Below are 15842 nucleotides of genomic sequence, written 5' to 3'. Positions count from 1 at the left end.
TATATTAGTAAAAGCAAAGATTAATAACTTTATAAATTCTGATGAGAGACAATTAGTTGTTAAACCAAAAAATATTAACAAGTTGCACAAAAAACTGAGGTTAACTTAAAAATCATTCATCAGTAAGACTTAAAGATTCCAAAAATTATCAAAAATTGTAGCTAAAAGTATCAATAATACGGGCAAAAATTGAAATATTCAAGGTTTGACTATACCCATAAATTGACTACCCAAGTAATCTAGATAAAATCAATTAATTGTAATTGAAAATTTAACAGTATAAAATATGGTAAAAAACTATAGCCCACCCTCAGCTGAGGGATGGGTTATATTATTTTTGTTTGAATACTCACGGTGGGAAAATTTTAGGGAATTGGGAATTAGGAATTGGGAGTTGGAAATTGGGATAAATTGATGTGAGAAGAGCATTTTTATTATGAATAATTAATCAGACTTAATATTAGTAATGCAACTAGAATATAAAGCGCAATAGTACGGGCAGGAATTAATCAAAATTGACCAATATATTCCTAGTTATAAGGGTTTTTCTCATCGTAGTCATGTAGTAGAAAAATTATCTTTGAATATTAGACATCTCCAGAAAATATAGAGTTAGAGACGTTCCATACAAAGTTTTTACGGGGTAGGAAGTAGGGGAAAATAATTGATAATTTCTATAGAATAATTAACTTTATTTTTTATTATTATTGAAGATTATTAAAGAGAAGAAATGTCCAGAATCTTTTCAATAACATGACAGGGACATAAACGCAAGTATAAATGTTTTCCTTGGGGGACTCCCAGTGTCTAGGGACGGCGTCGGAGTTGCGATAAACTGTGAAGTAACCCTAAGACTCGAAGGCAGTTAATTTCAGAGGCCAGGTAGGCGAGAAGTACCAAATATCCTATAACTTGATATTAGGGAATCCAGCTCTGTCCCGTAGAGACGGGTCGGGAGGATGTCAAGTGATTAGCCAGAATAATATAGTGGTTGAGGATGACCAAAAAAATATGGAGATCAATTTAAACTCCAGGATCAATCTACTTGGAGGAATGCAACATAAATAGTTAAAACTGATAGGAGATTCAATAAAAGCATCGGAAATTATTCGGATCATTATTTTTAGCCTGACAGGATTAATCGTAATGTTCCTAGTACAACCTTTTTTTTATAGAAGCAGAATCCTAAGAATATCAGATATTGATGTAGGGACTTGGATAAATAATTATTACAACCCTGGCGGGATGATAGTTTTTGTAGTATCGGTACTGTCAACTATAATTTGGTATTTAATGACCGCCAACGCAAAAGCTCACCGATCTAAAGAAGTGGACCAGTGGGTGGTAGTGTGGTGGATATTTTTGCTATTTCCCGTATCGGGACTTTAGTGAAAAAATAGTAAAAAAAAGGGTATAATGTATACCTGATATGTATTTTACGTTAATTACTGGCCTGGGAAAAGTTTGATGAAAGAAACAACTTCAGTGGCCATGCCCTCTTGTTTCCATCGATGGTGCGATCGCTTTAACAATGTCTTTAAAACAAAAGCCCAAAAAACAGGGTTTAGGGAATATATAGGAGGATTACTCTTGAGAAAGCGATCGAAAAAACTTGTCTCAAATTGCCAACAACACTGTAGGTCACACGTACCACAAATTACGGCATTTTCTAGTTCGAGCAAATTGGTCTGTAGATGCTGTGAATGAGCGTCGTCTTCAAGTAATGTGGGAACGTCGCCAAACAAAACCTTCTCGATCCTATTGCTTTAATTATAGACGATTCAGGCCACAGAAAAAGTGGTAATTTTACTGCAGGAGTAGGGCGGCAATATATAGGAGAAATAGGAAAAACAGATAATGGTGTAGTCGTGGTGACAACTCATCTTTATGATGGAGTTAAAAGTCTACCTTTAGACATAGCTTTGTATCAGAAAGCTGATTCTTTTCCAAAAGGAAAAAAAGACCCAGAATTTGTCAAGAAACCAGACGAGTGCAATGTCTCTAGTAGATCAATGTTTGTCCAGAGGACACCAACCAGAAATTGTGTTAATTGAAATTTGGCTATGGTAACAATACATCATTCTTAAATCAACTAGAGAAAAGAAGTTTAACTTATATAGGAGGATTAGCTAAAAATCGAAAAGTCATCATTAAAAAACAAGATGACATTAAAGAGGAAATTAGATTAGACAAGCTGGCAGAAAGTATACCTCAGAAAGCTTTCAACTTAGTTCAACTAAGTACAAAAAATGCTAGAGAAGTTTGGGTAGCTACATTAGAAGTAGAAATATCTAGGATGTCAGGTCAAAAAACTATAGCTATCGTTATGAATGCTAAAAGTTTTTCTGAGGCCACTGATATTAACTATTATATCACTAATAGAGAAGACAAATATGTAACTCCTGAGTGGATATATTCTACTTATTCTCAAAGAAATTGGGTGGAAGTTTTCTACAGGGAAGCCAAAGGATGGTTAGGATTAAGAGAATATCAAGTCAGAGATAAAATCAGCCTTAAAAGGCATTTTATTTTAGTATTTTGTGCTTATACATTTATTATCTGGCATCAGTTAACAGGAGGTATAAGAGGCGTTGGGCTAACAAACCATTAAATACGTTTACTGATACTTTAGAAGCATTTCGTACCGCAATATCTTATCGTTTTGTTGAGTGGTTAGATGAAAACATCGACGTATTTACCGCTCATAAAGAGAGTTTAGGGTTTGTTTGGGCTTGAAATTTGCTAAAGTCCCGGTATTGAGTATTTGTGGGGCCATAGGCTTTTTTCAAGGTAGTAATGATGCACTTGTGTTTTTGACTATCTTTTTTGTGTTGGACATCTTATTACTTTTTTGGTTGCCAACTGCAACCACTACTCCTGGGAGTTTAAAGTTTGTTCCCCCAGGTTCAATTTACTTGCGTCGTTTTTTTAGCGAATAATTATGGGACTTTATCTGATTGGAATTGGTGGAACGGGGGCTAAATGTGTTGAAGCAGTAGCTAAATTAGCTGCCATAGGCTTATTTACTGAAGAGCCCATTAAGGTTTTATTTGTAGATGCAGATGAAACTAATGGAAATCTGGCTCGTGCTAGGACTAGTATCAGTCTCTATAAAAAAACTTATGATTTGATCCCTACTGGGGACAAAAAAGATTGTGGGTGGATGAAAAGCAAAATCGAATCTTTCGATCATTGGTCGCCTTTTGCCCAAGAGAAAGAACTGAGAACATTTTTTAACTACAACACAATCAAGCAAAAACAACCTACTTTGGCCCATTTATTCGATGTCCTTTATACTAAAGAAGAACGGGAAGCTAACTTAGATGTAGGATTTAGGGGCAGACCGGCCATTGGTGCAGCGGTGATGAGTCAGGTAGATTTGGACAGGTTGGAGCAAGAGCCTTGGGGAAGATTGATCGAGGAAATTCAGGGAGATACCGGTGGCGGTAAAGAGGCAAAAATTTTTCTGTGTGGGTCTATATTTGGGGGGACCGGGGCTTCTGGACTGCCGACTATTGCCCGCCTGATCGATAATAAGTTGAAGAAAATCAAAGTACGCGATCGGGTTCAAACTGGTTGCCTCTTTGTACTCCCCTATTTTGGCTTTGCTCCAACACCCGGGGAAAACCCAGATGGGGTCTACGCTCGCTCCGAGCAGTTTTTACTGAACACGGAAGCGGCCCTTCGTTATTACGTCACTCAAGGTCAGGAAATCTTTGACCAAGTTTATCTCCTAGGTAATCAAAACTTATCCCGAGTCAATTTTAGTATCGGCAAAGATAGTCAGCGCAACGATCCCCATTTCCTAGAACTATACGCCGCATTGGCTGCGCGTAACTTTTGGCGAGATTCATCTACAGCCAAAGGGTCTGTGATATTGATGACTCGCCAGCAGAGTGGGACTATTTCCTGGGACGATATCCCAGACAAGGCAGAAGTCCAACCAGAGTTAGTGAATGCCACCAGATTTGCTTTTACATGGCTAGCAGAAATTGCTCCCGAACTAGAAGAAGCGAAAAAGGAAAAAAATGCTCGCTTTCAAAGGTTGGCTCCCTGGATGATGGAATTCTACCAAACTGGCAGTAAATCTGGGGAGACTAAACCGGACTTTTCTGATGTTGACCAACAGGAAGCTATTGGAATAATTAATAATTGGTGTGAAGATTATTTGGGCTGGCTATACTCTCTGCATCAGTGCGAAGGTGATAATATCGCTTTGTTTCAAGCCGATGCTTTCCCCCCTAACAAAAAATTGGCCGGAAATGAACTGCCAAATCTGATAGTTGGGGATAGTCGCGATAAAGGCAAAAAATCCCGAGATACGGTGAAAAAACTCAAGGATGGACTTAAGGCTACTCCACCCGGTGGGACTATAGGACTGGCTAAGTCCGTATATATGGCCTCTAGGATTTAAGGAAAAACTTAAGTTAGCAACTACCTACGGAGCCCAGAGCGCATGCTAAGTATAAAACGTCAAACAGTCCTTGAGCTTAGGCACAGTATAAGTTCTCCCGGGACTTTAGGACGGGGAGGATATCAATTATGGCAAAAAAATCAGGTTTCAAGCCTCCCTTTTGAAGGGGATGAAAAAAATGTCATAGGTATTTCAAGCCTCTGGCTTTAGCTGTCGATACTGATAACTGATAACTGATATGACAGGAACACAAGTCAACAAAAGTTACGTTTTAGTCCTGCCCAAGTTAAAGCGGGATAGTGATGTGAAATCCAGCGATACTCCTGGTAAATGGGAGGCACAACCAGCAAAAGCCTTTCAAGATGTGGCCTCTAGTCTGGATTATCAAGCTCCAGGAGAAATGAAAAGTGTTAGCTCTGTACCGACTATGTGGGCTCGTCCCTTATCCATGGAGATGGCTTTACATAATCCCTATTATCCCATCCGAGATAAAATGGTCCAACAGTGGCAGGGGATGTTGGCGGCGGTTGCTTTGGCAGAAGTACGCCGCTTTCCCATAACTGCTCAATTTTTAGACTTGGGGCTAGAAAAAGACCAAAATCCTTTCGCCCGTTCTCTATACGAACTGCTACCGGATCCAGTTAATGCCCTGTATGCCTTAGAAACCAAAAATCCCTGGCAAGACATTTATATATTTCTGTGGTATGGTATACTTGTGGGTCTTACTACTCCTAGTACTATAGTGGCCCCCTCTGAAGAAGGAAAATGGAATGGCTTGCCTTGGTGGAACAAACTGACGGGTCAGTTGGAGTCTCCTCAACCACATCTCAATGTCAGCGAGAAGGCTCTCCTCTGGCGCTGGTTAGAAAATTTGCGGGGAATTTTAGGCGATACTTCCTATGAGGGCCAAGCAGAGGCAATTGATGCGATCGGCGGATTGCTAGATGACTTCCAAAATAGTTTGGGGCCTCGCCCAATGGACCAGGGCCTGAGTTTGAGCAATAATCCTCAGTTTTTTGGTGTGGCCATTAATCGAGGGGTGTTGGAAGGTATTAATCGTCCGGTGAAAGCTGAGGCTCAGTCTTCTTGGGTTCGCTTAGTTCCTAGTAAGAATAAGGGGCAGGTAAAACCTCTATTGATTATTGACCAGAACATTTCTTCAGCTTGGGGAAAACCGCCTCAAGATATTTGGATACACGAGGAGCAAACTCTGGCTTCCCTACAAATACAAGACTTGCGTGAAAAGAAAATTACTTGGCCAGATGTTGAGTGGAAGGAGTCCAAGGATTTATTTATGGAAGAATTTCGGTTTGTAGACCAAGAAGATGCTCTACCGGGAGCTTTCCTACCTCCGGGGACGAAGTTAATTTTTCAGGGTAAAAGTATTACGCCCCTGATACCTATCAATCCTATACTTCTCGACTATTTTACTCCGGAAGATTTAATCGCTAAGGTCGAGTTTGCTCAAATAAATAGTAGTGATGGACCTCAAGTGCGGGTAACCCTGGACTTGCCTTTGTCAGGGATGAAAGATGACCCTCGGCAACCTCAGAATTATCGGATTTCCAAAGATTATCCCATAGAAGATAAAAATGCTTTGCCGGAAGTTCCGGTATTGGAAGTATGGCCTAATTTCCTGGCGGATGGATGGCGCTCTTATTATGCTTTTTATTACGATGCTGAATTTGGAGAGGATACTTTTCAAGTGTTTCTACCGGAAGCGAAAGATCGTCATCCTTTTATAGATGGTAGGGGTGCTTATCAAATAACTCACCTAGAAGAATTTCCTAGTTTCATTGAGTGTCAGGATAGTTCTGGAAGTCCCATTGGCTTGATTCTGCTGAAAAGTCCAGAGAAAATTAGGCTGGGAGAACGATGGAAAGTGGGGGTAGATTTCGGCACTTCTTTCACCAATATCTATGTCAATAGTAACGGTTTATCGGAGCCATTGAAGTTGGAAAATTTGCACTTGAAGGTGACGGAGGTTTTGACAGAAACCCGCAGGCCTGTATTGTTTGAATACTTTGTCCCGGAAAGCTTTATCCCGACTGACAAACCGTTACCCTTGTCTAGCGTGCTGACAACTAGGGGGAAGCCAAATAAGACGGAAAACCTAGATTTCCCAATTATTGATGGCAGGATATATATTCCTGATCGCAACAGGTTTGAACCGCTCAGGGGATGGATAGAAACAGACTTGAAGTGGAAAAATTACCATCCTAACAAATTGTTTTTGAAACATTTAGCCTTACATGTAAGCGCGGTTGCCGCCAAGGAAGGAGTCAAACAAATTCAGTGGTGTATTTCCTATCCTACGGCTTTTTCTCGTCGTGATAAAAATAGGTATGCGAAGACTTAGCAAGATTTGACGGAGGAACTTCAAGCTCAAACTGGAATTACACACATTTGCCCGCAGTCAGATGATGTAGGTTTATTCAAAACTGAGAGTTTGGCGATCGCTCAATATTTTGCAGACCAGGAAAGACATGATTTAATCCGAACAACTTGTATTGATATGGGAGGTGGAACTTCAGATATTTCGGTTTGGTACAACAACGAGCTCATTCATCAATGTTCGGTTTTATTGGCTGGTCGTCATTTGTTGTCGAATTTTTTAGAATTGAATCCAAATTTTTTCTCCCAGCTATTCGAGCAGAATTTGAAAGACTGGGATCGATTAACTGAAGACAAGTTTAGTGCCAAGCTGGATGTATTTCTACGCCTGGAAAGTGAAAAGTGGCTGAAGAATAAAAGGGATTTTGCAGAGGACGATCCGAAGTTTCAAGGTTTGCTCCGGCTGATGGCAATTGGTATGGGGGGATTGTATTACTATGTGGGGACAATCTTGGGAGTTCTTGAACAAGAGGAAAAATACAAGAGTCGCGAAATTACTCCTGTTTATATTGGCGGAAATGGTTCTCGATTGTTAAACTGGTTAGCTGAAAGGGGTAAATTTCTTCCTTCTTCGGAAGTTAACGAGCTGCTGAGTCAGATGTTGACTAAAGGCTCTGGATTTGATGATCGCATATTGGAAAAAACGAGATTGAGTCAGAGACCAAAAGACGAGGTAGCTTGTGGTTTGGTCTTGGGTCGTACTAAGTTGACAGGATTAGGGAGGAAAACTAAAGATCCGTTGATTGCAGGAGAGGATTGTGAAATTAATGGTAATCCCATCAACTGGAGAGAACGCTTGGAGTTTGAGGGAAATATTCGGGAGTTAAAAATTCCTGATTTAGTACAGTTAAGAACGTTTCTAGATGATTTTCATGTATCTTTGAAGGAGTTGGAGATTGAGGAAATTCTCCCGCTACAGGATTATGAACTGGGGAACGAGCCAGGGGCAGAACCAGAATCTACTTATAACCAGACTCTTTGGCGAAATACCCAGAGGGAGTTGACAAATGTTTTGTTGAATATGAAGGGAGAAACGGATGATATTCGTGTGGAACCGCCTTTTATTATGGGGCTGAAGGCTTTATTACATGTTTTAGCTAAGGAGTGGGCAGGTAAGTAGGTGGTCTAATTCTGACTAGAATCTCAATACTGGCAGCCAGAAATTAGGCTGCTAGGGATACTACTAGATATGTCTGAATCTGCAATCATATTAATTTGCTTAATTTGGGCTATTGTAGCAAAACTTTTAGGGTGCTTTAGAGGGCTTAAATTCATACTAAAAAAGGGATTTATTAATCCGTAGTCATGCACAATTTGAGATTTGTTGGTCTAGTAGGGTGTGTTAGATAGCTTTAATGACTAGCTGTAAAAATGATTTAATAATTCGTCACAATATACCATTTTAGAGAAGTTAAGGAGCTTAGTAGGAAATATGAGTAACTGTCCACAGTGCCAGGCTGAAGTAAACAAGGGCGATAATTTTTGTCGGAATTGTGGTTATGCTCTGCATGATAGTTTAACTGGCGATAAACCTCAAGGGTTTGAAAATATTAGAGAAACATCAGCACATGCTGCAACTTGGGAGCATAACATAAAAGAGCAATTGGTTCAAATGTTAGAATCGTTCAAATCTCAATTGCAAGAACTAACTCAGAAGCAGAACAACAATACTGCTTCTTTAGAGGCAGAAAGAGAAGAAATTAACCAAATTAATAATGAGAACTCAAAACTCCAAGAGGAGTTGCAAGAACTAATTCAGAAGCAGAACAACAATACTGCTTCTTTAGAGGCAGGAAGAGAAGAAATTAACCAAATTAATAATGAGATCTCAAAACTCCAAGATGAGTTGAGGCCTATCAAAAAGTTGATTAGTTTGTTTGGAGAATGGTTCAAAAATAATCCAGAATATCTGCCATTGAGCACAACGATAGACCCGCAAGTAAAGTTGCAAACATCTACAGAACTAAATACCACCAGAGAAGTAGAGGAGGAAGGAAAATATCAATTACCTCTGAGTGAAGAAGAACAGTTGTTAAAAGACTACAAGGACGAAGAAAAACGTACTGTTTTATCACAAAATGCGATAACTGTTTCAGCAGCAACAGAGAGTATTGATAACAGTCGTTTAGGTATTGGTAAATCAGTTCTGGAAAAAAAGCGCCGGGGCAACTATTGGATATTAAAACAAGGTAGTTCGCAGTATTTAGTTCCTAGCGATACAATAAAGATTAATGAATATAGCATCGATACTCTGAAAAATTTGTTTGAGTGTCAAGGTGTCAATAGTGAAGGATCTAAGGGTAAATTTGAACTATTAAAGCCTGCTAAAGTTTCTTCTATTGGAGAAGAAAAGTGGCAACTGTCCGAGCCAGGGAAACTGGAATTTATTGGTTAATTTATTGAACTAAGAGGTTAGTTATCATGTGGAAAAGCATATATAGTTGGAAAAGCACATACAGTTTATTGCTGTCTTTGGTATTAATGTCTGGTTCTTTAGTGGCTTGTGTACAAACAGATCCAAACACAATACTTACTAGTCCTTCGATAACATCAAGTCCTTTAAATCCAGATCAGGGAAATTTAGATCAGGAAAATTTAAAGAACAGCTTTGATGATATTCAAAAAACAAACGATGAATTTCAAACATTATTAGACGATTTTATTAAGGACATTGCTGCAGTAAGAGAGGGTTCCAAAAATAGGGAATCAGTAAATAGTTCTAAGGTTAATGAAAAACTAATACAACTGGAAGAAAAAGTTAATACGTATAAAAATCAAATTTCGCAAATAAGAAATCAAGAAAATTTAGAGCAAAATTTTAATAGCATAAATCAAAATATTAGTAACATTAAAGAAATAACTGAAAAATTAAAAGGTGGATTAGGCAAAGACAAAATTGGTGAAGTCCAACTAAATTTGCAGATTATTACAAATCCGGAAGTATCTTATTTTGGACGCTTAGGTCCAGATACGCAAAGTAAAATAAATGAGTCATTGACAGAAAACAGCAAACAGCTAAAAGCTAAAATTATCGATCTTGGTCAAGTTACTGGTTTACCTTCATCTGTTACCCTCGATAAAGATGATGACAAAGAATTGGCTAGAAAAATAGCTGATTTGGAAGCAAGAAATAATGAATTAGCCGCTATAGCTAAGAAGAATGAGGAAGAAATTAAGAATTTAAACTCTGAAAAACAAGAAATTTATAATCAATTAAATCAGTTTCAAAGTAGACTAAAATTAGAGACATTTGTTGTCATAATAGTGCTGGTAATAGCTGTATTTTTAAGTGGTTTATGTGTTTATATTTGGCAAGATTGGAGGAGAATAAAGCTGCTTTTGAAAAGATATAACAAAGCTTATACAAATACCAAACAACCGAATAATGGTGTTAATCAAACTGGTGATTTAGATACTCAAGAACTTGTTTATGAAGTAGACGATAAAGTAGAAGATGCTTATGATAAATTAGAAAAAATGTCTAAAATCTGGGAGAATGAAGCGAAAAAAATACAAAGTCAAATATACTATCTCCAACAAAATCAGCAAGTCAAGACTCCAGGTAATAATGTCGATAATAGAAAGTTGATTGTTCAAGTAGTAAATGAGAAAATAGGGGAGATTTATAGGCAATTACAACAAGAAATTGATCAAAGATGGGATATTGAATCAAGGAACCTACAAAATCAAATAAACCAGCTCCAACAAAATCAGAAACTAAGGACTTCAGACAATGTAGCTGGAGTTCACAGAGAATCTCGAATAACAACCAATCATTTAACTAGCCAAGTAACACCAGTACCTCAAATGAACCCACAAATACCTACCCATCAATATTTTGGGTCGTCAGATCTGCAATTGATATCAATGTATCAGCACGACGCCCGTTCTTTGTTAAAAAATGCTATAGAGGTCTCGGAAACAGAACAAAGCATTGACCAACGTCGTCTCGGTGGCGGTCAAGGAGCAATTCTTCAGAAAGTTCGCAGGGGAAACTATTGTATATTAAACGAGGGTGGGGTTGATTACATGGTTCCTAAAAATAACATCAAGATTAACGAGCATAGCTTGGAAACAGTTAAAAATTTATTTGAATGTCAGGGATATAGGTCTGGATACTCCGGGTTTCAACTGATAAAACCAGCGAGAGTGTCTGCTATTTCCAGAGGTGAAACTTGGCAGCTTGTAGAACTTGGAGTACTGCAATTTTATTAATGGGCAATGGAACCTTTTGGGGAAGTCAATTCTCAGTTAGATAATTGCGCAGTGAAAAGGATACGATAGTTTATTAGTTCGTTTATTAGACTTCTCCCAAAATACTAATTTTGGAACAGTGCTATAAGGGTTTACAAACCTTATTATGGGGATGTATTTTGAAGAAAAAAGTGAGTTTTTATGTGGAAAAGCATACACAGTTGGAAAAGCACATACAGTTTATTGCTGTCTTTGGTATTAATATCTGGTTCTTTCGTGGCTTGTGTACAACTAGAGCCAGAAATACCACCTAGTACTTCGACAACATCAATTCCTTTAAATCCAGATCAGGAAAATTTAAAGAACAGCTTTGATGATGTTCAAAAAACAAACAATGAATTAGCCGCTATAGCTAATAACAATGAGGAAGAAATTAAGAATTTAAACTATGAAAAACAAGCAATTTTTAATCAATTAAATCAGTTTAAGAATATACGAAGAACAGTGATATTTTCTTTCATTCTATTAGTACTATTCACAGTCTTATTGTTGTTTTATATTTCGCTATTAATATGGCAGATAAAACAGAATAATGCTGTTAATAAACCCAGTAATTTAGATACTCAAGAACTTGTTTATGAAGTAGACTATAAAGTAGAAGATGCTTATTATAAATTAGAAAAAATGTCTAAATTATGGGATGCTGAAACGAAAAAAATAAAAAGTCAAATATACTATTTACAACAAAATCAGCAAGTCAAGACTCCAGGTAATAATGTCGATAATAAAAAGTTGATTGTTCAAGTAGTAAATGATAAAATAGGGGAGATTTATAGGCAATTACAACAAGAAATTGATCAAAGATGGGATATTAAATTAAGGAACCTACAAAATCAAATAAACCAGCTCCAACAAAATCAGCAACTAAAGACTTCAGACAACAATGCCGATAATAAAAAGCTGATTTTTGAAGCAGTGAAAGAGGAAATTCATGGGCAATTACAACAAGAAATTCGTAAAAGATTGGATATTGAATTAAGGAACCTACCAAATCAAATAAACCAGCCCCAACAAAATCAGCAACTAAAGACTCCAGATAATATAGCTGGAGGTTTGCCCAATCTTGAGTTTATGTTAATATATAAAGAAGATACCCGTTCTTTATCAGAAAATGCTATAGAGGTCTCAGAAGCAGACCGAAGCATGGTTCAACCTCGTATAAGTAGCACTCAAGCAGTAATTATTCAGAAAGTTCGCAGAGGAAACTATTGGATACTAAATGAGGCTGATATTGATTACATGGTTCCTAGGCATAACATCAAAATTAATGAATATAACAGTAAGACAGTTGCAAATTTATTTGAATGTCAGGGATACCGACCTGAATACTCCGGGTTTCAACTAATAAAACCCGCCAAAGTATCTGCTATTTCAAAAGGTGAAACTTGGCAGCTTGTCGAACGTGGTATACTACAATTTGATTAATAGGTAGTAAAATATATTGAAATTTCGTTAAATAAACTCGATAATATTTGACCAGTAAAAAAGGCTATATATCATAAAAAAACAATGAAACCAGATAATTATTCCTCAGAATTAACTAACTCGGTGCGGGTGACGAAAACCCTGGAAACTCTCCCACGGGGTTGGATAAGTTTGTCTGAAGATGAATTGATCGAAGCTTATAATTATGCGCCGAGGGTTCTCTCAAGAAAGGCTATTAAGGTTTCAAAAATTGACTTTAGGGGATGGAGATATTCTAATTCAGAAGTTTTGCTCGGTGAAGAGCGAAATGGGAATTATTGGGTAATGGTTACGGAGAAGGGATGTTACTGGTTATTACCTAAAGCAAATTTCCGAATTAATTCTTTTAACAAGGATACTGTTAAATCTTTGTTCAAGTTCAATGGTTCTCTTTCAGAGGATGCGCGGGAGTTTATCCTGGTTAAACTGGCTAAGGTTTCTCTGACGCCAGGGGGAGATCAGTGGCGGTTGGAGGAGCGGGGGGTGTTAGATTTTGGTGGTAATTCTCAATTATCTCGGCTACAGTCGGAACTGGAAGGAGTAAAGGAGGAGCGAGAAAAACTGGAATCTGAGTTGAGGTTGGCCAGGGACGAGCGCGATCGCTTTGCTTCTCAGGTGGCAGAGTTGGCTTACGATCGCTTACAGAAGACTTTGGCCAAGTTGGAGGAAGGCGATCGCTGGCGGAGTAATTTGACGGAGCGTTTAGAACGGTTGGAACAGGCAGGGGCGCTCCAGGAGCAACGATGTTCTAATTTGGAGGCCGATTATTTTCAGAGGTTGGCACAATTGAAGTCTGAGTTAAGTGAGAAGTTGGTGCAGTTGCAGTCTCAATTATCAAAACTAGAAGAAAGTGAAATTAATAACATCTATCAGTTGCAAGAAATAACTCATAAGCAGAAAAACAATACTACTTATTTAAAAGCGGTAGGAGCAGAAATTAACAAAATTAATAGTCAAATATTAAAACTCAAAGAGGAGTTGCAAAGACTGCTGGAAGGAGAGTTGAGGCCAATCAAAGAGCTTGTTAGTCTGTTTGGAGGATGGCTACGAAATAGTCCATAATATCTGCATCGACTACAACGATAGACCCGCAAGTAAAGTTTCACATATCTATAGAACCAGCTACTACCACAAAACGAGAGGGAAAATGAGAAGATGTATTATATCTGAGTAAAGAGGAACAGTGGTTTGTAGATTGAAGTAAATTTATAAATGGAAAGATAACTAATGCCAAATTGTCCGGTTTGCAATACAGAATATCAACAGCAACAGGTGAATTTTTGTCTCAAATGCGGTTGGTATTTAAGGCTTTATTCCAATAGTGGCGATGAAGTTCTTGAAGGTTCGGGGTTTAGTTCGTCCGACGCTCTTCAAAAAGTAGAAAAGTGGGCGATACAAAAGTTGCACGTTCTAAAGAAACAGGAATCTCAGCTAAAACAATTGAGGGCCAAATATGAAGAGTTACAAGCAGAACTTCAGCAATCTCAACAAGAGCGATCGCGATTGAAATCAGAATTAGATGATTACACAGAAAAGTACAATCAACTGCAAACATAATTTCAGCAATCTCAACAAGAGGGAAGGGAGATGAAATCAGAATTAAATGATTATACAGAAAAGTACAATCAACTGCAAGCAGAATTTCAGGAATCTCAACAAGAGGGAAGGGAGATGAAATCAGAATTAAATGATTATACAGAAAAGTACAATCAACTGGAAACAGAATTTCAGGAATCTCAACAAGAGGGAAGGGAGATGAAATCAGAATTAAATGATTATACAGAAAAGTACAATCAACTGCAAACAGAATTTCAGGAATCTCAACAAGAGGGAAGGGAGATGAAATCAAAATTGGATGATTACACAGAAAAGCACAATCAACTGGAAACAGAATTACAGGAGTCTCAAAAAGAGCGATCGCCAGAAATAGCAGAAAAGTTGAATAATTTAACTAAGCAAGTTGTAGCGGGAAATCAAGAACAGGAGGTTCAAAAATCTAAGTTGTTGATCATAGAAACAAATTTGCAGAAGGTTTTAGAACAATTATCCCAACAAATCTATCCTGCAGAAAATCTAGAGTCTGGGTTGCTAGAAATATTGGAAAATTTGAACGAGCAAGTAGGAGTGCGTATTCAATCTCAGTTATCAACCATAGAAACAAATTTGCAAAAGTGTTGGAAAAAATTGTCTCAAGAGAGTAGTCAAGACGAACTCTTAGAAATAATTTCTCAACAAGTTAGTTCCTTAACAGAAAGGCTAGATAACATTAAACAATCTTCCTCCCCAAAAGAAATATCACCACCCCCATCGCCAATAGGTCTCAATCTAAGTTGGCAAGAAGCTGAGTTAGCAGCAACTTATAATGCAAGTCCAGATTCATTATTAGAAATAGCAATAACAGTCTCAGAAACAGAAGCAAGTATGAATCAATCCATTCAGGAAGTAGTATTTGAAACTAACCGCCGGGGAAATTATTGGATAATATCCCAAGAAAGTGACAACTATCTAATTCCTAAACAACATATCAAACTTAATCAATTTAATAAACAAATGTTTACTAGATTATTTGAATCTTCCAGTTTCCAGGAAGACTCTAGTAAACTATTACTCCTAAAACCCGCTAAAGTATCTCCAATTAATTTAGGTAAAAGTTGGCAGTTGTCCGAGCCTGGTATAGTTAAGTGGATACAGATAAAAATGTCATCCTCAGATACTCCAACACCAACACCAGAACCAACACCAGAACGAACGCCAGAACCAACACCAGAACCAACACCAGAAACAACACCAGAACCAACACCAGAACCAACACCAGAACCAACACCAGAACCAACACCAGAACCAACAAGAATTCTGCCACCGCTACCACCTGAAGAAGCTAATTTTGTAGAGCTTTACAATAGCAGTCAGAGCTGGCGCTCGAAAAAACCTACAACTGTTGCAAAAGTCAATGATAGTAGCAATACAGTTATTTTGGAAAAAAAGAGATTCGGAAATTACTGGATATTATCGGAGGAAAGCGGTGACTATTTAGCTCCCAGACAGAAGGCCAACATTAACCCAGATAATAATGAAGATGTACAAGGTTTATTTGAATGTTATGGAGATTCGTCAGGGGAGTTGAAGAAGTTTCAATTACTGAAGCTAGCAAAAGTCGAACCTACAGAAGATAGAGGTAAGTGGAAAGTTTTAGAATTGGGAGTATTAAAATTTGAATCTAGGAAGTTAAAAGATGAGGATAACTCTGAAAATGAAAATCAGACAAAAGAAAGTTAAAAGTCAAAAGTCAAAAGTCAAAAGTCAGAATTAAAGAAAG

General features: G+C 37.8%; 9 protein-coding genes and 1 pseudogene. All 10 read left to right on the top strand.

Annotation, left to right across the window (positions count from 1 at the left end):
• Positions 1 to 1467: 1467 nt before the first annotated feature.
• Positions 1468 to 2736 (top strand): annotated as a pseudogene (locus TERY_RS27235) (IS701 family transposase).
• Positions 2737 to 2941: 205 nt separating this feature from the next.
• Positions 2942 to 4414 (top strand): tubulin-like doman-containing protein, encoded by a 1473-nt coding sequence (locus tag TERY_RS05550; protein WP_011610933.1) that lies wholly within the window; start codon positions 2942 to 2944, stop codon positions 4412 to 4414.
• 238 nt (positions 4415 to 4652) lie between these two features.
• Entirely contained in the window at positions 4653 to 6773 is a 2121-nt protein-coding gene (locus TERY_RS34575) for a hypothetical protein (RefSeq protein ID WP_011610932.1), read from the top strand.
• 6 nt (positions 6774 to 6779) lie between these two features.
• Positions 6780 to 7928, top strand: a complete 1149-nt coding sequence (locus TERY_RS34570) for a hypothetical protein (RefSeq protein ID WP_011610931.1) — start codon at positions 6780 to 6782, stop codon at positions 7926 to 7928.
• Between the two features lie 312 nt (positions 7929 to 8240).
• Positions 8241 to 9203, top strand: a complete 963-nt coding sequence (locus tag TERY_RS24800; protein ID WP_011610930.1) for a zinc-ribbon domain-containing protein — start codon at positions 8241 to 8243, stop codon at positions 9201 to 9203.
• An 86-nt stretch (positions 9204 to 9289) separates the two neighbouring features.
• Positions 9290 to 11023, top strand: coding sequence for a hypothetical protein (locus TERY_RS24795; RefSeq protein WP_052845753.1), 1734 nt, complete (start codon positions 9290 to 9292; stop codon positions 11021 to 11023).
• Positions 11024 to 11203: 180 nt separating this feature from the next.
• On the top strand, positions 11204 to 12487 hold the full coding sequence (locus tag TERY_RS24790) for a hypothetical protein (protein ID WP_011610928.1): 1284 nt from the start codon (positions 11204 to 11206) through the stop codon (positions 12485 to 12487).
• Positions 12488 to 12571: 84 nt separating this feature from the next.
• The gene (locus TERY_RS05525; RefSeq protein ID WP_011610927.1) at positions 12572 to 13588 is read left to right on the top strand and encodes a hypothetical protein; all 1017 of its coding nucleotides are present in this window, start codon (positions 12572 to 12574) and stop codon (positions 13586 to 13588) included.
• 165 nt (positions 13589 to 13753) lie between these two features.
• Entirely contained in the window at positions 13754 to 14083 is a 330-nt protein-coding gene (locus TERY_RS05520; RefSeq protein WP_011610926.1) for a hypothetical protein, read from the top strand.
• 30 nt (positions 14084 to 14113) lie between these two features.
• Positions 14114 to 15802, top strand: a complete 1689-nt coding sequence (locus TERY_RS32430; RefSeq protein ID WP_011610925.1) for a hypothetical protein — start codon at positions 14114 to 14116, stop codon at positions 15800 to 15802.
• Positions 15803 to 15842: the final 40 nt, after the last annotated feature.

The organism is Trichodesmium erythraeum IMS101 (assembly GCF_000014265.1).
Classification (GTDB): domain Bacteria; phylum Cyanobacteriota; class Cyanobacteriia; order Cyanobacteriales; family Microcoleaceae; genus Trichodesmium; species Trichodesmium erythraeum.
This window is presented reverse-complemented; position numbering and strand designations above follow the sequence as displayed.